The organism is Pseudomonas peli (assembly GCF_900099645.1).
In the GTDB taxonomy this organism is placed as follows: Bacteria; Pseudomonadota; Gammaproteobacteria; order Pseudomonadales; family Pseudomonadaceae; genus Aquipseudomonas; species Aquipseudomonas peli.
In genome coordinates this window covers 1-18,082 of sequence record NZ_FMTL01000011.1, presented here as the reverse complement: position 1 = coordinate 18,082, position 18,082 = coordinate 1, and the positions used below count along the sequence as shown (strand labels likewise).

27 protein-coding genes are annotated in these 18,082 nt (G+C 58.5%); 12 read left to right on the top strand and 15 right to left on the bottom strand.

From position 1 onward, the window contains the following. The first annotated feature begins 17 nt into the window (after positions 1-17). The 8 genes from BLO50_RS21090 (at position 18) to BLO50_RS21865 (ending at position 4,983) form a co-directional block, all read left to right on the top strand. Complete coding sequence (locus BLO50_RS21090) at positions 18-161, top strand: putative periplasmic lipoprotein (protein ID WP_031943276.1); 144 nt, start codon at positions 18-20, stop codon at positions 159-161. After that, the gene (locus tag BLO50_RS21085) at positions 158-856 is read left to right on the top strand and encodes a VirB8 family type IV secretion system protein (protein ID WP_090256246.1); all 699 of its coding nucleotides are present in this window, start codon (positions 158-160) and stop codon (positions 854-856) included. Before BLO50_RS21090 ends, BLO50_RS21085 begins: the two co-directional genes overlap by 4 nt. 10 nt (positions 857-866) lie before the next feature. After that, a complete protein-coding gene (virB9, locus tag BLO50_RS21080; protein ID WP_090256245.1) occupies positions 867-1,676 on the top strand; it encodes a P-type conjugative transfer protein VirB9 in 810 nt (269 codons plus the stop codon). Then, the gene (virB10, locus tag BLO50_RS21075; RefSeq protein WP_090256244.1) at positions 1,676-2,836 is read left to right on the top strand and encodes a type IV secretion system protein VirB10; all 1,161 of its coding nucleotides are present in this window, start codon (positions 1,676-1,678) and stop codon (positions 2,834-2,836) included. Before virB9 ends, virB10 begins: the two co-directional genes overlap by 1 nt. 37 nt (positions 2,837-2,873) lie before the next feature. Then, positions 2,874-3,875 (top strand): P-type DNA transfer ATPase VirB11, encoded by a 1,002-nt coding sequence (gene virB11 / locus BLO50_RS21070; RefSeq protein WP_208597450.1) that lies wholly within the window; start codon positions 2,874-2,876, stop codon positions 3,873-3,875. A gap of 103 nt (positions 3,876-3,978) precedes the next feature. Next, complete coding sequence (locus tag BLO50_RS21065; RefSeq protein WP_090256242.1) at positions 3,979-4,488, top strand: hypothetical protein; 510 nt, start codon at positions 3,979-3,981, stop codon at positions 4,486-4,488. Continuing rightward, the gene (locus BLO50_RS21060; protein ID WP_090256241.1) at positions 4,481-4,786 is read left to right on the top strand and encodes a hypothetical protein; all 306 of its coding nucleotides are present in this window, start codon (positions 4,481-4,483) and stop codon (positions 4,784-4,786) included. Before BLO50_RS21065 ends, BLO50_RS21060 begins: the two co-directional genes overlap by 8 nt. 38 nt (positions 4,787-4,824) lie before the next feature. After that, entirely contained in the window at positions 4,825-4,983 is a 159-nt protein-coding gene (locus tag BLO50_RS21865; protein ID WP_167354491.1) for a hypothetical protein, read from the top strand. 149 nt (positions 4,984-5,132) lie between these two features. Here the strand turns inward: BLO50_RS21865 and BLO50_RS21940 are convergent, their stop codons facing one another. From BLO50_RS21940 to BLO50_RS21025, 6 genes are read right to left on the bottom strand one after another with little or no spacing between them, the layout of a single operon-like run. Beyond that, positions 5,133-5,528, bottom strand: a complete 396-nt coding sequence (locus BLO50_RS21940) for a helix-turn-helix domain-containing protein (protein ID WP_186343994.1) — start codon at positions 5,526-5,528, stop codon at positions 5,133-5,135. A gap of 4 nt (positions 5,529-5,532) precedes the next feature. Continuing rightward, positions 5,533-5,817 (bottom strand): hypothetical protein, encoded by a 285-nt coding sequence (locus BLO50_RS21045; RefSeq protein ID WP_090256239.1) that lies wholly within the window; start codon positions 5,815-5,817, stop codon positions 5,533-5,535. Between the two features lie 49 nt (positions 5,818-5,866). Further along, the gene (locus tag BLO50_RS21040) at positions 5,867-6,172 is read right to left on the bottom strand and encodes a helix-turn-helix domain-containing protein (RefSeq protein ID WP_143003856.1); all 306 of its coding nucleotides are present in this window, start codon (positions 6,170-6,172) and stop codon (positions 5,867-5,869) included. After that, positions 6,169-9,216 (bottom strand): MobF family relaxase, encoded by a 3,048-nt coding sequence (mobF, locus tag BLO50_RS21035; protein WP_090256238.1) that lies wholly within the window; start codon positions 9,214-9,216, stop codon positions 6,169-6,171. The genes BLO50_RS21040 and mobF overlap by 4 nt, the downstream gene beginning before the upstream one ends. Next, positions 9,216-10,739: a type IV secretion system DNA-binding domain-containing protein gene (locus BLO50_RS21030; RefSeq protein WP_090256237.1), complete on the bottom strand. Its 1,524-nt coding sequence runs from the start codon at positions 10,737-10,739 to the stop codon at positions 9,216-9,218. The genes mobF and BLO50_RS21030 overlap by 1 nt, the downstream gene beginning before the upstream one ends. Next, positions 10,736-11,053, bottom strand: coding sequence for a mobilization protein (locus tag BLO50_RS21025; protein ID WP_143003855.1), 318 nt, complete (start codon positions 11,051-11,053; stop codon positions 10,736-10,738). The genes BLO50_RS21030 and BLO50_RS21025 overlap by 4 nt, the downstream gene beginning before the upstream one ends. Before the next feature lie 425 nt (positions 11,054-11,478). On the opposite strand from BLO50_RS21025, the gene BLO50_RS21020 reads away from it, so the two are divergent. From BLO50_RS21020 to BLO50_RS21005, 4 genes are all read left to right on the top strand, one after another. Then, positions 11,479-11,919, top strand: coding sequence for a hypothetical protein (locus tag BLO50_RS21020; RefSeq protein ID WP_090256235.1), 441 nt, complete (start codon positions 11,479-11,481; stop codon positions 11,917-11,919). After that, positions 11,916-12,617, top strand: coding sequence for a StbB family protein (stbB, locus tag BLO50_RS21015; protein ID WP_031943287.1), 702 nt, complete (start codon positions 11,916-11,918; stop codon positions 12,615-12,617). Before BLO50_RS21020 ends, stbB begins: the two co-directional genes overlap by 4 nt. Positions 12,618-12,627: 10 nt before the next feature. Next, positions 12,628-13,011 (top strand): hypothetical protein, encoded by a 384-nt coding sequence (locus tag BLO50_RS21010; protein ID WP_031943288.1) that lies wholly within the window; start codon positions 12,628-12,630, stop codon positions 13,009-13,011. A 274-nt stretch (positions 13,012-13,285) separates the two neighbouring features. Then, positions 13,286-14,095, top strand: coding sequence for a SprT-like domain-containing protein (locus BLO50_RS21005; protein ID WP_031943289.1), 810 nt, complete (start codon positions 13,286-13,288; stop codon positions 14,093-14,095). On the opposite strand, the gene BLO50_RS21000 is transcribed toward BLO50_RS21005, so the two are convergent. From BLO50_RS21000 to BLO50_RS20970, 9 genes are all read right to left on the bottom strand, one after another. After that, the gene (locus BLO50_RS21000; RefSeq protein ID WP_090256234.1) at positions 14,092-14,379 is read right to left on the bottom strand and encodes a hypothetical protein; all 288 of its coding nucleotides are present in this window, start codon (positions 14,377-14,379) and stop codon (positions 14,092-14,094) included. The two genes, BLO50_RS21005 and BLO50_RS21000, sit on opposite strands and share 4 nt — an antisense overlap. Further along, positions 14,372-14,572 (bottom strand): Rmf/CrpP fold protein, encoded by a 201-nt coding sequence (locus BLO50_RS20995; RefSeq protein ID WP_090256233.1) that lies wholly within the window; start codon positions 14,570-14,572, stop codon positions 14,372-14,374. The genes BLO50_RS21000 and BLO50_RS20995 overlap by 8 nt, the downstream gene beginning before the upstream one ends. 337 nt (positions 14,573-14,909) lie before the next feature. After that, positions 14,910-15,143 carry a hypothetical protein gene (locus tag BLO50_RS20990; protein ID WP_090256232.1) on the bottom strand — a complete coding sequence of 78 codons (234 nt, stop codon included), beginning with the start codon at positions 15,141-15,143 and terminating at the stop codon, positions 14,910-14,912. Between the two features lie 18 nt (positions 15,144-15,161). Further along, positions 15,162-15,392 (bottom strand): hypothetical protein, encoded by a 231-nt coding sequence (locus BLO50_RS20985; RefSeq protein ID WP_090256231.1) that lies wholly within the window; start codon positions 15,390-15,392, stop codon positions 15,162-15,164. A 130-nt stretch (positions 15,393-15,522) separates the two neighbouring features. After that, a complete protein-coding gene (locus BLO50_RS20980; RefSeq protein ID WP_031943292.1) occupies positions 15,523-15,960 on the bottom strand; it encodes a hypothetical protein in 438 nt (145 codons plus the stop codon). A 59-nt stretch (positions 15,961-16,019) separates the two neighbouring features. Continuing rightward, positions 16,020-16,817, bottom strand: a complete 798-nt coding sequence (locus BLO50_RS20975) for a DUF3560 domain-containing protein (RefSeq protein WP_090256230.1) — start codon at positions 16,815-16,817, stop codon at positions 16,020-16,022. A gap of 54 nt (positions 16,818-16,871) precedes the next feature. Next, the gene (locus tag BLO50_RS21860; RefSeq protein ID WP_167354490.1) at positions 16,872-17,033 is read right to left on the bottom strand and encodes a hypothetical protein; all 162 of its coding nucleotides are present in this window, start codon (positions 17,031-17,033) and stop codon (positions 16,872-16,874) included. Between the two features lie 184 nt (positions 17,034-17,217). Beyond that, positions 17,218-17,358 (bottom strand): hypothetical protein, encoded by a 141-nt coding sequence (locus tag BLO50_RS21855; RefSeq protein ID WP_031943295.1) that lies wholly within the window; start codon positions 17,356-17,358, stop codon positions 17,218-17,220. 48 nt (positions 17,359-17,406) lie between these two features. Then, positions 17,407-17,841, bottom strand: coding sequence for a DUF1419 domain-containing protein (locus tag BLO50_RS20970; protein ID WP_090256229.1), 435 nt, complete (start codon positions 17,839-17,841; stop codon positions 17,407-17,409). Positions 17,842-18,082 lie beyond the last annotated feature (241 nt).

Sequence of the window (18,082 nt, the reverse complement as noted above, 5' to 3'; positions counted from 1 at the left end):
CCAATGGGGATTTCATTGTGAAAAACATCGTTACAGCTCTTCTCGTCGCTCTCATCGTTTCCGGTTGCGCCTCTGCGCCGGAGCCCAAGCAGCCAGACGAATCAAACCGCCAGCCGATCAACAAGACCATGCCCGCTGAAGTACAAGGAGCAATCAAATGACCACGGAGCAAAAACCGCTTACTGGCAAAGAGGAAATTAACCTCTATCTCACTGAGTCGGCATCATTGGAACGTGACCTGCTTGCGGAAAAGGAAAAGTCCAAGCGCACCGCCTGGCGCGTTGCCGGTGCGTCTATGGCTATGGCGTTTCTTGGTCTGGTAGCAGGCATCGCCGGCTTGAGCCAGGAAGCCCCCATTCCAACTGTCCTTCGCGTCGATAACACCACGGGCGCAGTCGAGGCCGTTACTGTTCAGCGCGAGTCCGAGGTTAGCTATGGCGAAGCCGTGGACTCCTATTTCCTGAACAAGTACGTGCTCAACCGCGAGGGTTACGAGTACAAGACTATCCAAAGCATGTACGAAACAACCCGCCTCATGAGCGGGCAAGACGCCTGGTTGAGCTACAACGCCACTTATTCCGGGCCGAATGCTCGGGATGCGGTACTCAATAACCGGACTGAAATTATCGTCAAGGTTCGCTCCATCGCCAGCAACTCCGATACCGGCATCGCCACTGTGCGTTACACCACTCAGAAGAAGCACACCAATGGCCGCATTGAGCCGGTAGAACATTGGATTGCAACTGTCGGTTACACCTACGTTCGCGCAATCATGACGACCGAAGAGCGCCGCATTAACCCGCTCGGCTTCGTCGTGAACACCTTCCGCGCTGACCCTGAAGTCGTGCGTAACTGAGGTGGCCACCATGAAAGCATTTAACCTGATCCCGCTTTTCCTGGCTGCTGCCGTATCGTGCCAGGCTCTCGCCCTGGACTATCCGGTCAAGTCGTCCTTTGACCATCGCGTCCGCTCCACCACGTACAACCCGCTTGACGTGGTGCAACTGGATACCGTCATCGGCATTGCCACGCACATTGAACTTGAGCCTGGCGAGCAATACGTCACCCACGCTTTTGGCGATTCCGCGTCTTACTCCTTTGCCAACTCTGGCAATCATGTATTTATCAAGCCATCGGCTGAGCAAGCCGATACCAACCTGATAATCATCACGGACAAGCGCACGTACAAGTTCCGCCTGATCTTCCAGCCTACGCGAGAAGCCAAAGCCGTTTACAGCCTGTCTTTTTACTACCCTGATACCGCTCGCCAGCAAGCCCTGGAAGAGCTGCGTAAGCAGGCGGTGGCTGATGGCTTCAATAAGCCGCCTCGCGGCACTTTCAACACCAACTATGCGATGGCCGGCGACCTCGATATTGCCCCAGTTCATACCTGGGACAACAACGAGTTCACTTACTTCAAATTCCCCGGAAACGTCGATCTGCCCGGCATCTATCTAGTGGATGCAGACGGCAATGAAAGCATGGTCAACCGCAACACTATTGGCGAAGCCAATGGCGTTTATTCCGTTCACAAGGTCCACGCCAAGTGGATGCTTCGTCTAGGTGATCGCGCCTTGGCTGTTTACAACGATGCCTATGACCCTATCGGCGTTGAGAACAAAAGTGGCACGCAATCGCCGGCTGTGAAGCGTGTAGTAATTGGGGGTGATGAGTAATGGCTAAAAAAGACGTAATCGACGCTGGCGAAGAGTTTGACCGCATCGACGGCGAGCGCGGCGCTTCTCGCTTGGGCGAACAACGAAAACCTACTCCCCAGGGTGCCAAGCTGTTCCTGGTTGTCGTCATCGCCGCTGTTCTTGGCGCTGGTGGCTTTGTAACCTGGAAGGCCATGGGGATCATGGAAAACGCTAACGCTGGCGAATCTGAAGCTGTCGAACCGCAAGTCGCCTTGAACAAGGCAGGTGCTGATTGGCAGCCAAAGCCCATCATGCCCGAGCCTGAGCCTGAGCCATCCAACGAGGCAGATGCTGCCGCCGCTGCTGTTGTTGCCGCATCTACTCCAGCGCCCGCACAGGGCACTGCGCCTCAACAACGCCCCGAAGGCCCGACGCCTGAAGAGCTAATTCGTATGCGCCGACTCGCGCCTAACCTCAATACGAATACCAGCGGCAACCAGCAGAGCCAGGCCCAGGCCCAGCCCGGCACCTCGCCCAGCTCTGGAAGTGGAAGCGGCCCACTCGCTGACAATCTTCAGCCCGTCCGCCTCAGCGGTGCGCGTGCTGGCGTGCTCAAGAACCGCGACATGCTGATAACCCAGGGCTCGATGCTGGATTGCCAGCTCGAAACCAAGATCGTTTCAACTGTGCCGGGCATGACTACCTGCTACACGACTCGGGATATTTACTCGACCAATGGCCGTGTTGTTCTCCTGGATCGTGGCTCCAAGGTCGTTGGCCAGTACCAGGGCGGCATGACTCAGGGGCAGGCAAGAATCTTCGTCCTATGGACTCGGGTTGAGACGCCTACAGGCGTCATCATCAACCTCGATTCGCCTGGCACTGGCCCGCTGGGTGAAGGCGGTCTAGGTGGTTGGGTCGATACCCACTTTTGGGAGCGCTTCAAGGGCGCAATCATGCTGAGCATGATTGGCGACATTGGTAATTTCCTGTCTAACAAGGCTTCCCAGGGCAACGCTGACAATCAAATTACGTTCGAAGAAACCTCTGACGCTGGCCAGGATATGGCTTCCATCGCTCTAGAAAACTCTATCAACATTCCGCCGACCCTGTACAAAAACCAGGGCGAGCGGTTGCAAATCTTCGTTGCACGCGACCTTGATTTCAGCGGGGTATATAGCCTTGAACGCAGCAACTAGCGTAGTCCTTGGCCGCGACACTACTGTTAATCAGCTCATGCGGCCCATCGGGCCGCACCTGGAGCGTGACGATGTAGTCGAGGTCACTATCAACCGTCCTGGCGAGCTGTGGGCAAAAACCTTTCATGGTTGGGAGCCTGTCAAGGTGCCTGAGCTGACCATGCCCTATCTCAAGAGCCTGGCGAACGCCATCGCCGTGTTTAACGGCATTTCCCTGGCCAGCATCACGTCTGTGGTGCTGCCAGGTGGGCAGCGCGGCCAGATTGTCCTGCCGCCTGCTTGCATTGACGACACGCTGTCGCTTTCCATCCGTAAGCATTCGTTGGTGGTCAAGACGCTCGATGAGCTGGACGCCGAGGGCGCTTTCGAGTCCTTCGATGACGTGAGTTTCAACAAGCCCACGGCTGCCGAGGCGGCAGCCCTGGTGCAGAAGCGCGATTTCACCCGCCTAACGCCTGCTGAGGCCGAGCTGTTGGCCTTGAAGCGCGAAGGCCGTATGCGTGACTTCCTCGACCTGTGCGTCCAGTCTCACCGAAACATCATCATCGCCGGCAAGACTGGATCGGGTAAAACCACGTTCGCCCGCTCGCTCATTGAGCGCGTGCCGAACAGTGAACGCCTCGTCACCATCGAGGACGTTCACGAATTGTTCCTGGAGAATCACCCGAACCGCGTCCACATGATTTACGGGTACGGCAAGGGGCGCGTCTCGGCGGTCGAAGCGCTGCGCTCCTGCATGCGTCAGTCGCCTGATCGAATCTTTCTCGCTGAGCTGCGCGGCGATGAAGCCTGGGAGTACCTGGGCAGTCTCAACACTGCGCACCCTGGTTCGATCACCACAACGCACGCGAATAACGCTATCCAGACTTTCCAGCGCGTCGGCACCCTGATCAAACAGTCTGAGGTCGGGCGCGTGCTCGATCTGGATATGATCAATCGGACGCTCTTCAGCACTATTGACGTGGTGCTGTACTTCTCCGACCGGAAGCTCTGCGAAGTGTTCTATGACCCCGTGTTTGCCAAAGAGCAAATGCGCTGACGGAAAGGAAGCCGTTCGCCTTTGGCCTAACGGTTGCGCCACCTGCTTAGTGGTGGGCCGCTCGGGGCATCCGAGCACCATTTCTCATTGTGAGGTATTCGCTGTGGATATTACGCACCAGGAACCGGAAGCCAGCAAATTCGCGTCCGCTCTCGCTATAGCCTACATGGCCATCAAGCAGTTTTTCATGGTCGGCCTCGTTGTCCCTGCGGTCGGGGCCGCTGTTTTTATCTGCTTGACCTCTGGCTTCTCCTTTACTGAAGCATCACGCTGGCTTGTCGAAGAACAGGCAGCCGCCCAGCAGCTCGGCGCTGCCACCCTGCCCGATCACCTTCTAGTTAAAACCTGTGCTACTCCTTTGCGGGAGGTCGGCGCTGTGCCCCCCCTCAAGGCTGTTGTGTGCGACGAATGGATTACCACTGAAATACCCGTTGAAGCTGCCGCCGCAACGACCGCCCGAGGATTTGCCATGTTCTACCTGTTCTTTGTACTGGCTGGCGGCATCCTCGTAATGCTCATTTCCCCGCCCAACTCAGCGCGAGTCCGCAAGCATGCGCTTTTCCTGAACTCAGTAATCGCCAGGTTCGATGCCAAAGGAGGCAACCGTGAATAATCCTGCTCTCGATACAAACCAAGTTCGCGCCCTTCACGTCCTCGGCCAAACCTTGGCGCAAATTCGCTCTATCGCCCGTTCTCAGGCAGAACCGGGCGAACGCCTGGCCTCGATAGCCGAACTTGCCGACGCCATCCATAACGTACCGATGACCGTCGCTCACCCTGCTCGCTACGATTCCGCCGAACTGGGTAACGCCATTCGCGCCGTTGCTGCTCTTCATCGCAAGCAAGGCCCGGCAGCATCTGCCGCCTCGCTCGCGGTCAATGTCCATTTGGTAGAGGGCGAAAAACAATGATCCCGTGTGCATCGTGTTTCGTTTGGGAGTTTGCCGGTATGTTTGGCCCCGAGCTTCAGCAAAGGGCTGTGGCTGTATTGGCTTCTGAGCTGACTTTCCCTCTGCTCTATTCTGCTTTGACGCTTACCGGCCTGTTTTACGTTGCTTTGTTGCTCAAGCAGCGTTCTTCCCTGCGCAAAAAAAAGGCGGTGCGATAGAATCGCCCGCCTGCTCTTTCGGTCGGCGGCGGGCTTGAGTTCTCCCCGGACTCTCCCAGGTGTTCCCCCCCTCTGCTGTTACTCTGTGACGCCGTGCCCGCCGACCATCTTCTAGCCCGCCCGTGATGATCAACTCTCGCGGGCGTTTTTTATGCTTTAACGCTTTCAATAACTTCAAGCATGCTGAAATTAGCGTCACTGTTTGAGCCGTACAGGAATGCAGCCAGGGCCAGCGCCCCGTGCCCTTCCTGGGCAAACTGACCAGTACGAAAGCCCTGGATCACTGCGCGGCTAACATCTTTTTCATTGGCGCGAGCCTCATAGAACGATTTAAGCCAGTTTTCGAGCTTTTCGCTGGCGTCCTTGTCCATACAGTCCAACACCATTTTTGGGCTCCTGCCGGACTCGAAAACTAACTTATATGCGTTGTCCAGCGCCAACAGAAAGGCGTCGTGGTTCGGGTCTTTCAGTGCTGCACTGAGGTAGGCGCTAATGGTTTCTTCGTCGTCCAGATGTGCCGACACGTCAAACACTTGAATAGTCATGGTTTTACTCCTTGCCCAGCTCAACCGCGTGCCGGGTCTGTCTTATTACTGCCTGGGCTTTCGGGACGTATGTTTTATTAACGAGCCCGATGGTTGCCATATCCTCAACGGTAAGTGTTCGCCGTAGTTGCATCAATTCACTTCGCTTATTACGCCATTCTTCGATTTGCTCCTGGTCTGGTACTCCACCCTTCTTTTCCGCGTATATGCACGCGGAAAAATGGCTTATGAGGATTCCAAGGGCATGCTCCGTCCTGTCGTACTCAGCCCATTTTTCGGCTTCGGTCATGGTCTATCTCCCTGTTTTTTTGGGGCGGGAAACATCAGCTAATACGCTACTAGATATTGTGTTTCCTCTCCCCTCCCCTTCTGCCTGTTACCAGGTACAGAACATCGAAGCCCAGGGCATCCAGCCTGCGAAGCATTGCGGCATCTGGCGTTGTTGCGCCCGACTCATAGTGCAACCAGGTGCGCCGGCTGCATCCCGCCCGAACTGCTGCGGCCGTGCCGCTTAAATCCAGCCTGGCCGCTTCGCTGCTTAGCCTCTGCCCTATGGCCTTTTTCGCTTCCTCGTCCTCGATGGCGCGCCGCTCTTTCTGCTGCGCGCTGACTGCCTTGGCGAATGCGGCTTTGTCTATGTTCATCTGCCGCGCTCGGCCTGCCGCTGCTGCTTGCCTGCGTTCTCCCGTGCTCGATCCTGCTTACCTGGCTCTTCGCGCTGTGAGCCCTTCTGTGGCGTGCTGCTGGCCTTCTCCTGGGCTGCGCCCTTCCCCTTAGCTGCCTGAGCCCCTGACGGCCCTTTGGCGCGTTTCTGCGCCTCATCCGGTGCCTTGGTCTTGCCGCCTACCTGCTTGCCTGCCTCTACGTGCTTGCGCGCCTGCTCCTTCAGCTCCTGGAGTTTTGCTTTCTCAACCGGCGAGCGGTGCAGCTTGTACGAAAGATCGAGGGCGGCATGCTTCACGTTCTCGCGGCTGATCGCCTTGGGCAGCTCTGCAACGCTGTTGGTGTAAATCCTTGCATCATGCCTGGCCCTGGATATGGCCACGTAGTAAACGTCCTTTGCTGTGGTCATGCTCTTTGTCTGAGCGTCGATCAACACGCGGTCTGCTGTTAAACCCTGGCTGCTGTGAACTGTCGTCGCGTAGGCATAGTCAACGTGCAGCGGCTTGTCTGTTGAAAGCTCGATGCTGCGGTGCGCGCTTCTGAGCGTCACCATGCCGTTTGTTACTCGCTCGACGGTGAAGCGGTCGCCGTTGGCCACGTCGAGGCGTGCATCGTTTCTGGTAATCCGAACCTTGTCGCCTGGCGCAAGCTCCGCCCGCTCTGGCTGGTAAACCGATAGCTGCTTGTGCTGCATCGGGTTGATTGCCAGGCGCTCGCCCGCTTCTGTGCTCAGTACCAGGCGATTGCCTGGCCCCGTGTCCTCGACCTTATAAATCTCCCCACGCTTCAGCCCGCTTTTGGGGTAGTCGCGTTCCGGCTGGATCACGTCGCCAACATGGTAATACTTGGAAAACCGCCGCTCGGCCTGTGTCGTGTCGCGGCGAATTAGGGTGTCGAACTCGATGCCCTTATTCAGCGTGCCGATGCCTTCGCGCACAGCCTGGTTAATTTCCCGGCGCGCTTCGTTGGTGCCTGAAACGATGATGGTTTTCTCGCGCTCCGTTGGCGTCATCGACACATAGTCTTTCGCCACGGTCAGCCGGCGCTCTTTGTCGTTCTCGACCTCGACAATGGAGCTGATTTTGCTCAACGACTCAGCGGCCTTTCCTCGCGCCGATAGCTCGACCGCTTCTTTCAGCAGCGGGTCTTTCTGGCGCTGAATCTCGTCCATCTTCGCGGTGGCCATGCCTGCCGCCTGGAGCTGGTCGAATGGTCGGCCCGCTTCGATGGCCTTCGTTTGCGCCGTGTCGCCCATCAGCACGACGCGAGCCCCGGCCTTCTCTGCCAGCCTCAAGAGTTGGTCCATCTGCCGCGCCGGCACAACGCCTGCTTCGTCCACTACCAGGACGGTGCGCTCGCTTATGTTCTTCTCCTTGGCCTTGAGAAACGATGCCAGGGTGTTCGACTCGACGCCCAGCTCCCGCAACGCTTTAACCTGGCTCCCGTAGGGTGCCAGTGCGCGCACTTCGTAGCCGCTTGCCTCGATCATCTGCTTTGCAGTGTCCAGCATGTGGCTTTTCCCGGTGCCGGCGTAACCTTGCACGCCGATTACCCGGTCATGGGTCGTTGTGATCAGCTCGGCGGCGCTGCGCTGCCCGTTGTTGAGGTTTGTAGCCTCCAGCGTGGCCTTTGCAGCCTCTGGCTGCATGATGGGCTGCATAGCCCCTCGACCGTCGCGCTCGATGCTGTGAATGCGCTTCTCGCGCTCCAGCGCGGTCTGAGTCGTGTACTGCGGTTCTGTCTCTACCAGGCTCTTGCGCTCGATGGCGGTATCCACCCGCTCGCGTGCTGCTGCCGGGCTCATGCCCTTGGCCTCCAGCTCAGCCACCCAAGCCTCCCGGCTCTGTCCTCGATCACCTGCCAGGGCGTTCTCTGCCGGTCGATACATGGTCTGTTCCCTGACCAGGTAGCCGCGCTCTGTCTGCCGCTTTATCTCGCCCTCAATGTCCTTGAGCGTCGCGCCGGCCATACCATGCTTGATCGCGGTGTCGATCAGCTTGCTTTCGGTCATGACGGCCTGGCGCTCGGTCAAATGGTTGACCGCGTACCGCACGGCGCGCTGCGCCGCCACGTCTGCCGCAAATTCTCCCGGCGTGCTCTGCCGGCTTACTTCCGGGCCTTTGTCCCGGCCAGCCCATTCCTTGCTCTTGAAGTCAATTCCAAGCTCCTTTGCCCGCTCCTGCCAGTCCTTGAAAACTGCCTCACGCTCGGCGCTAGTCTTCGGTGCCCTGCTCTGCATGGTCGCCGCCTGCTTTTCCGCGGCTGATGCTGTTTCCCGCGTCAGTCCCTGCTTAGCCAGCCGTTCCTCAATCTGCGCGCTGCGCTGGCTGAAGCCTTCAAGCTGCTGGCGTGTCATGTGCCCCAGCTCAAACATGCCGTCGCGCTCATGCCTGATGCTGTATCCCTGTTTCGCCAGCTCGCTAGCCAGCTCGGCGCGGTAGACCGCACCCAGGTACTTAGTCATTTTGATAATTTCGTCGTTCTTCAGTGCCCGCCACTGGCCATCGCTGCGCTTGGTCATGTTCAGCACAACGGCATGCGTGTGCAGTTGCGGGTCTTTCTCGCGGCTCGTCTCATGGCGGAATTTGGCGACAACCAGGTTGCCGGTGTTCTCTACCATCGTCTTGCCGTCAACTTTCCTGCGCGCCTGGGCGCGTTCCTCTGCCGCCTCGATGGCTTTCGTAACCGCTCGATCATGCGCCTTGATAATCTCGCCATCGCCGGCGACCAGGGCTTGCAGCGACACGCTTTTCGGCGCTGAGAAAGTTAGGTCAATGCCGATACGTGCGTTGCTGTCCTTGCGGGTGTCCGTCCGTATGATCTGCTGCCCTGGCTTGATTTCCCCGGCTAGCAGTTCCTTGAATCGCTCGCTATCGACCGGGCCGGTTAGGCCCAGGTCTTTAGCGCCTTCCCCTTGCCACTCCATAGAATCGCCTTCCTTGGCGTAGTAATCGTCGGCACCGTCGCCGTAGTAGCTCGCTGCTGCGCCGATGTTTTGCCGAGTCATTACCTTGTGGCTGAGCATTAGGCTACGCGCTCCATAAATGGCTCGTTGATCTTCTTGAAGTTCAGCGGCTCCAGCTTGAACCGTGCAACGGGGAAGTCGCCAGCCAGCGCCAGGAATCCGGTTAATTCCGGCAGGCTTGCGATTTCAGAGGGCGTCACAATGCTCTCCATCTTCACGTCTTCGGCCTTCGTCCTGCTGGTCTTCTCGCCCATGTTCTTGCTGTAGCGGTCGCGCTCTACTTCGTGCTGGCCCAGCGCCTTGCTCATATCCTCGCAAGTGCGCGGGTCTGTTTTCGATCCGCCCAGGACTGCCAGGGAACGGAAGCAAGAGCGCAGCGTTTGCGCTGAGTCTCGCCCGTAAATGTCGTCAAGCTGTGCCGTGGACTGGAGCCCAGCGACTACCCGTAGCCCGTGCTTGCGCCCCTTGGTCAACGCTGCTTCCAGCGATGCCAGTTTTTCCAGCGACGCCAGTTCGTCGATGAACGCCCAAACGCGCCTGTTCTCGTCTTCCGGCATCGAGAGAATCGACACAAATACCGCGTCAATCCATGCTGAAATCAGCGGTTTCAACGCTTCCGCCATATCCTCGCGCCAGGTGATGTACAGGTTTCCTGTGTCGTTCTCCAGCCAGTTGCGTAGCGAGAAATCGCCTGCCGGCATGTTCAAATGCTCTGGCAGTTTGTCTGACAGTACGAAGCGGGCCGAGGTCAGCGCCTTACTCGCTTCGCTCGATCCGGCGAACAACGATTCAGCGGTTGTTCCTACCAGGAACTCGCGCAGGTCTTCCGGTGGTGCAATCGTCGTCCAGCGGAATAGTTCGGCAACCGATGGCTGGCCTATTGTCTTCAGCTTGCGTGCCGTCTCGCGCAGCAGCAGACGCCCATAAGCGCACCACTCTTCAGCGTCTGCCGTCTGGCCTCGCGGCACCAGGGAAAGTGCATATCGGTGGAAGTCGTAGTCTGCTCGTATTTCATTGAAGAACGACCATCCCTTTGTCCTGGAGTCGTATGGATTCAATACAACGTCACCAGGTCGCCCGAACTTTGAATACATATCGCCGTTTGGGTCTAGGAAAATTGCGCGGTCGCCGCGCTTCAGAGCGGTATATGCAAGTTCTCGCATCAACACCGACTTACCGGAGCCCGTTGCACCCTGAACAAGCAAGTGCAAGTTTTCAACTTTCGTCGGTAATGGAATTTCTGCGATAGTTACTTGTGCTTTCTTTTTCTCACGGGTTTTAGATTTCAGCGCGCTTAAACTCGATGTTTTTGTGCCCCGTAAAAACTTCCTAAATGGCGCACCGCCGAACTCGCTTTTACCGAGTTGCGCCATCAGCCATATTAGAAATATGGCCATCACCACACCGCCAATTACTGCGCCAAGCAATATAGGCTTTTCGTGCGTGTGCTTCATCAGCTCCCATGCTGATTTCCATTTCGGCTCTGTTAGCACTTCTGTTTTCTTGACTGCCATAGTCCAGAAAACAGCAGGCATTAACAGGAAAAGTATTAAACCAAACTGCCTACGCTCTTCGTCTCTCATTTATTTGAACTCCATACGTCATAACCCAGGCGCGCTATTTCCTTCTGCGCCAGGTCGTTTTTAGCGCCTGCCAGTTGCCGCAAAGTCAGCAGCATTTCCAGCATCACGCCCCCCATTCCTTGCAGGCCGTCGCCGCCTTTCGTCTCTCCTGGTGCTCGATCAGCCACCCGCTCGACCGCCCGCCTGAGCATTTGCAGCTCGTCCAACACGGCGTCTTCCTTCTCCAGCCGCTGCCGTAGGTATGTACCCAAAGGCACCTCGGCAGCCATCGCCTGCGCCTCGTAAATAGCCTGTTTTTCGATGCTCAGTCGCACCCTGATAGGTTCGCCTAGTCTCATTTTTCACCTGTGGCGCGTTTGTGGCACATAAAACCCAGTAAAACCGGGGCTTACAGCTTACATTGTGGCCGTCACGCGCCACAACTGAAAAAAGAGAAACACCAAAAAAGCCTTGAGAATCAAGGCTTTGCGCGCACCTGCAAGGTGCGTATGGTGTATCGCTTTTTCCGTTAAGGATAAGGAACCAAAAGACCCTCATACAACGCCTTTCTTTAAGGGGAAAGCCGTCAAGAGGGTCATTTCTTCTGCTATCGGCTTGCCCGATAGCAATTCGGTAGCAGTCGAATAGCTCAAAAGTAGCACATAGGTAGCAGCCAGATAGCAGCAGATAGCAAAAAAATAGCACTTGCATAGCTGAAAAGTAGCAGTTACAGTCTCGGCAGCTCACAGAGGCTGAAACCATGACAGACACCGACCAGCTCAAGACCATGATTTCCGGGTTGGCTACCAAAACCGTCTACGGCCAGCTTGAACCGCTGATGCCGGAAATCGACAGAAGAATCAGGGAAGGCGTGCCGCGAGCTGAGATTCACAAGCTCATCACGGCGCAAGGTATCGAGATTTCAGAGGGTACGTTTTACAACTACCTGCACCGATACCGGAAACGGAATGCCAAAACTGCAACACCAAGCAAGGCCGCAATTAAACCAAACTTGGAACAACCGCAGAACGGCAATTCTGCACCAGTACCACAAGAACCAAAGCCCGACACTTCGTTGCAGGCTGAAGTCAAAGATGAGGCCGAACCCTCATTAGATGAAATGCTGAAAAACGAACAAAGCCGGGAAGAGTTCACCAATCAGTTTATGACTCAACGTCCGATCAGAAGGAAAAAACCATGACGACGAAAGTAGCAGTAGTAAGCCTGTCCGGTAACGTGGGCAAATCGACCATTGCAAAACACTTGCTGTTGCCTCGTATGCCGGGCGCAGAGTTTATTTCCGTCGAGTCGATCAATGCCGATGAAGGCGGCGGCGATATGGTTCGCGGTGATCAGTTCGGCCAGCTCCAGGAAGAACTGATGATGATGGATTCCGCCGTGGTCGATGTAGGCGCGTCCAACGTGGAAGACTTCGTGAAACTCATGCAGCAATATCGCGGCTCTCATGAAGAGTTCGATTTGTTCGTTGTCCCAACTGTCAAAGACAGCAAGCAAATCAAAGACACTATCGCCACTATCCAGGCACTGAAGGCGATGGGTATTCCGGCCAAGAAAATCCGCGTGGTATTCAACAAGCTGGAAGCGACGGAAACCGTCGAAGATACGTTCTACCCGCTGATTCAGTATCACGAGCACAGCAAGGCGTTTACCCTGCGCCTGAACGCTGCCGTGGACTACAGCGAGCTTTACCAGAAGCTGCGCGTCCACAAGACCAGCATCCCGGAGCTGATCGCTGACACCACGGACTACAAGGCCAAGATGCGCGAGGCCAAAGACCAGGACGAAAAAATGCACTGCGTCGCCATGGTATCCATGCGCCGCCTGGCTCTGTCCGCACAAGAAAACCTCGATGCGGTCTATGCCGCGCTGACCAAGTAAAGGGGGCACCATGGGCGCGCCACAAACCACCCGCGAAGCACTGATGGCCGAACTCCTGGGCGACGTTGGCGCGCTGCTCGACAAGGCCGAATCGCTGCAAAACGCCCTGCCCGCCGTGGCGGACGTTGCAGCGACTCAGATTCACCTGGCCGGCGAGGCCGCAAGCAAGAACATCAAGGCCGAGGCCGAACAGTTCCGCGTCATGCTCGCCCGCGAGCGCGAGGCGCTGACCAAGCCCGTGCAAGAGGCATCCGAGCAAACGCGCCTTGCCGCTGATGTGGTCGAAGGCGCTGGCCGACGCCTTGCCATGCTCGCCCTGGGCCTTGGCCTGGCGGCGGGTGCTCTGGCCGGGGCCATCGCCGGCATTGCCGCTGCCTCGATCTTCATCGGCTGACCGCCGACCAGCCACCAGGGCGGCCCCGTGCCGCCCTTTTTCATCGCGTTAAATTGGATTGCGCAATCCAAAACCATACCCGCTTTTAGCGCCAGGATGGCGCAAGGCTAGGGTTGCCTGTAGGGGGCCGCTTGCGGCAGTCCGTAGGACCGAGCGATAGCGAGCCCGGAAGGGAATCCCGGTTTTCGCCTTGGCGAAAAAGCCCCAACGCTTTGGATTGTGCAATCCAAAATCACCCCTTATTATTGGATTGCGCAATCCAAAAGGTAAAGCCATGCACGCCCCAACTCATGAAGCCTATGCCGAACTGCAAACCGCGTTCGATCACTTCAACAAGGCGCTTTTCTCGGGCGTCCTGGAACTGCCCCTGTTCACCCTCCAGCGCGAGCGGCGCACTTACGGTTACTGCTCACGCCAGCGGTTTGTCTCTCGTAGTAGCGGCGCGCTGGTCGATGAAATCGCCATGAATCCGGCCTATTTCGCCGTGCGCTCGATCCGCGAAACGCTGTCCACCCTCGCCCATGAGATGGTTCATCAATGGCAGTTCCACCACGGCAAACCAGGCCGGCGCGGCTATCACAACACCGAATGGGGCGCGAAAATGGAAGCGGTCGGGCTGATGCCGTCGAACACGGGCAAACCAGGCGGCAAGAAAACCGGCGAGCAAATGACGCATTACATTATCGACGGCGGGCTATTCGACCAGGCTTGCCAGGCTCTGCTGACCGAGGAATTTACCCTGTCCTGGCTCGATCGCTACCCAGCCGAGCGCCCCGCGCCGCCCCGCCTCCCACTGCCGCGCAAGCCACTTGAGCCCGGCGCTGATCCTGAAGACCTGGACGATGACGACGCCCAAGGGATCGAGGGCGGCGGTGATGATCTGGTGATGGTGCCCGGCGTTGTGCTCCCGCCCCTGGAGCCCGTCAACAAGTCCAACCGGGTCAAATACTACTGCGACGAATGCAAGGCCCAGGCATGGGGCAAGCCAGGCTTGCACCTGTTCTGCGGCGGGCGCACTCAAACGCGGGGGGAAGAATTGATAGCCCTGACGCATGGCCCCGTGGCCATGCGGCCAATCGACTAGCGCGGCCAGCGCCCGCCCAGGTAAAGCAGGCCATTCAAGGCCAGCACCACAACGCCCAGGACGGCGTACAACCACGACACGCCGGGCGTGAACAGCCCGGCCCAAACTAGCACCAGGGAAGCCACGCCGCACACTGTCCGGGCGATGCAGCCCGCCAGGCGGCAAGCTGCCAGGAATCGCGGCGTAGGCTCGCGCACAAGCCGCACAATCCGCGCCCTGAACGGCCACACTGCAAGCCAGGCGACCGCCAGCGCGGCCACCAGGTAAAGCCCCCCGTCATTCATCGTCGCCCCCCAGCTCAAAACCTAGCGTCATCTGCTGCGCGCCCGAGTATCCGCGCAGCCATGAATTGCGCATTGCTGGGTGTGAGTATGGGCACGAATAGACCGGCTCGCCCCGGCGCGCTGCCTCGGCCCCCGCCTCTCTGACTGTGGGGTGTGGGTTGTTCTGCCTTCGTCCGTCCTGTTTATCGTCCATCCGTCGCGCCTCGATCTGGCCACACGGCAGGCGCTCGCGCTGCCGCCTTGGAACGCGAAAAGGCCGGCGACGCGCAAGGTAAAAAGCGCGTCAGCCGGCCTTAGTGGGGCTGCACCTGGTGCATTAGCAGTCGGTGCACAGAAAAAGCCGCTCTTCCCTGCTGCGCGGGTCGTGGGCATGCGGGCCGCAATTCATGGTGCAAACCTTCGTCCCTGGATCAAACGCGGCCAGCGCGTCCGGGTCGGCACGCGGCCACTCAATGGGCGCTTGTGCCTCTGCCTGCGCCGGCTTCACTTTTGGCGTTTTCGATTTCATCCGGTGCCGCTCCCCTGCTCGGTTAAATTTTCACCCTGGCCAGGCCATCCAGCCCCAGGCTGTTGCGCACCTGGCGCAATAGCGCGCCGTCTGGTGCTTGGTCATCCCGGCCAGCAGCCCACAAGGCAATCAGGCGGGATTTCCAGTAACGCCCCTGCCTGTCCTTGAACCTGGCCAGCGCCTCGCGCTGCTCCTGCGTCAACTCTTCACCCATGATTGCCTCCAGCTTGCCGCCTTCAAGTGCCGGGCGGTTCACCCGCCCGGCCTCCATGGTTTAGCCCGACACTACCGCGCACATATCGCGGAAGGTTTCGGCCATGCCGCGTGCGTGGAAGTCGGCCAGCGCGGTGTTTTGGCCGCTGTTGCGGTCGTAGCCGGTGACAGTCCAAAGGGCAACCGAGTCGCCGCCTTGGCTGACGTGGGTTTGTGTCACGTCAAAGCGGTGGAACGCTTTCAGCGCGTCGGCGGTCGGGAAGTAGAACACGGTGGCGGGTACGTTTTGCATGGTGTATCTCCTGCAAGGGGTTGGCCCGGAGCGGTTGCCGCCGCTCGGTTCGGGCATCGGAACCACTGCGGTTCCGATAGGTGACATTATGCCGACCTTTGCCCATGCCGTCAACACTTGTAAACACTATTTAAGCAAATAAATTGCCCTGCGCCTGCTGGCATTCCTTGCGCCCTATCGGCATTGCACGCCACGGCCTGCGGATCACAAAAAGTTCATAGCGCCCCAGGTTGTAGACGTTCCAGCCCGTCACCTCTGGCGAGTAGGTCAGCCGGTGCAATAGTCGCCCGCCTTCCAGGTCATAGCCGTTGAAATACGCCTTCGCCCGTAACGGGTTGCCCTGTTGATCAAGGACGCGGCAAGCGAAGTGCAGCCCGTAGGGCGTGGCCGTCACTTGCTCTATGACGCACTCACACGGTGAACAGTTGTCGCGGATCACGTCGCCAGGGCGCGGCACCTCGTCAATCGGCGGTAGCCCAGGGTTTCGGATTTCCATTAGGTGGGCGTAGCTCTCGGGGCTCTCGGCCTTTAGCTTCGCCTCAAACTCGGCCAGGCGCTCGGGGGTCATTCGTGCGGCTCCGTCTGCTCGATGGTAGCCAGGCCCGACTGGCGGGCCTGGACTGGTGGTTACTCGCTCGCCAGCTTGTCCAGCTCGGCGCGCACGCACTTACCCGCGTAAATACCCGAGTTGGTCAACTGTCGCACCCAGGCACCACGCAAAGGCGACCACTTGAAGGCGTGACGCTTGAGCACGGCGCGCGCGTTCTCGGCGGGCTTTCCGTCAAACTCAAACATCACCCGGTTTTCTTCGGTGTCCTCGCGGTAGCGGTAGCCGTTGCCGTCCAGCTCGACCGCCTCACGGGCGCGGCGCTGCTCTAGCTCCTGAATGCGCTTTTTGATCCGGGCCGCGTTGGCGTTGTTGTTGGTCAGCGCGTAGGACGGGAAGCCGACACGCCCGGCGAAGTCCGGCGCAATGGCCTGCTGTGCAGCGGCTTCGCTGAAGCCCAGGGCGACCAGCGCCGGGATTTGCTTGTCTGGCGTCTTGCCTGCGCGAATCGCCTTGTTTGCCGCCTTCATGCGCTCTTGATTGGCCTCTACGGTGGCCAGCTCTGCGCGCAGCTTGTCGAGTGCGTCCGGGTCGTCGCTGGAAATGCCGCCAGTGCCAACGGCTGCGGCCTTCTCGGCGTAGTGCTTGGCCTTGTCGCTCTCTTCGCAAGACTTGCGCATTGCTCGATCACTGCGGGCCAGCGCGCCACGGTGGCGGCTTTCCGAGTGATGGCCTACCAGAATCGGCTGGCCCATGACGATGCCGTCAACGGCGCGGCGGCTGGCTTCCCATGCTGCGGTGCTGGCCTGTTCGGCCTTCTCGGCGCGGGACTCGAAACGCTCGCGGCGGTTCTGCTGTTTCTGCTCGTATGCGTTCATGCTCTTTGCTCCTGGAGCGGAGCCCGGTTGCCGGGCTCCTGGTGGGTGGGTGAATTAGTGGATGGTCACGCGGTCGGGGTTGCGGGCGGTGATCGCCTGCCCGGCCTGGCCGATTTCCACGCCTCGGCGCATGTACGCCGGCACGCGGTCAAGTTCCGAAAAATTCACGTCCCAAAGGGCGTTAGAGCGGGGGGTTTTGATCGCTTGTTTTTTCATGTGTAGAACTCCTGCAAGGTTGGCCCGGAGCGGTTGCCGCCGCTCGGTTCGGGCATCGGAACCACTGCGGTTCCGATAGGTGACATTATCCAGATTTCCGGCTATTCCGTCAACACTTGTAAACACTATTTTTGCACATAATAAAGCCCGCGCTTGGCGGGCTTGTGGTCACTGCGGCAGGCGTCTAGCCGTGATGCTCGGCGGCTTCTGACTCATAACCCGCGTCCCAGCTTGCAGCGGCATAGCTGCCGTATTGGTAGGGGTTTTCCCATTGGGCGCAAGTGTAAAACGCCCGTTTTCCTTCCTCGTAAAACTGGTCATCCACGCTCGCGCACTCCCTGGAAGCGGCGAGCCTTTCGGCTCGCCTGGTGGATCAGCCTACCCACTGAATCTGTGGGTTTTCCTGTGCTTGGCGCACCTTCTCCATAATCTCGGCGTGCCGCATGGTGTACACGTCCTGGAACGTCCAGTAGGTGCCACCAATGCGCGCATAAATGGCCGTCACGTTGCCGTTTGTGTGCTCGCTCATCTTGAAAGATTCGCAACCGTCGGCGCGCACCCAGCCGACCGGGGGCAGGACGTTTAGGGCATAGTCGAAGTCTTCGGCGTCGATCTTGCGCGGCTCGGTTTTGCTCTGCGCCTCGATCTGCGCGCACACCTCGGCATAGTCCGCAACAATCGCCCCAGGGTGGCGGGCCTGCACTTGCTCCAGCGTCTCGCCGCTGATCTGCGAAACGGTCACGCCGTCGCGCTCAACTGCGAAGTCGATAGCCCAGGGCTGGCCAGGTACATAAAACACTTTATCCATGGTTTGAACTCCTGCAAGGTTGGCCCGGAGCGGTTGCCGCCGCTCGGTTCGGGCACCGGAACCACTGCGGTTCCGATAGGTGACATTATCCAGATTTCCGGCTATGCCGTCAACACTTGTAAACACTATTTATTCACCCCGGACGACTTGACGCCGCCGCTCTAGAGTGATGCTGGATGGTGGGGGGAAGAGCGGTAATAAACGCTTTTCAGCGCGACCGCTTGCGGTCGCTTCAAGCTCT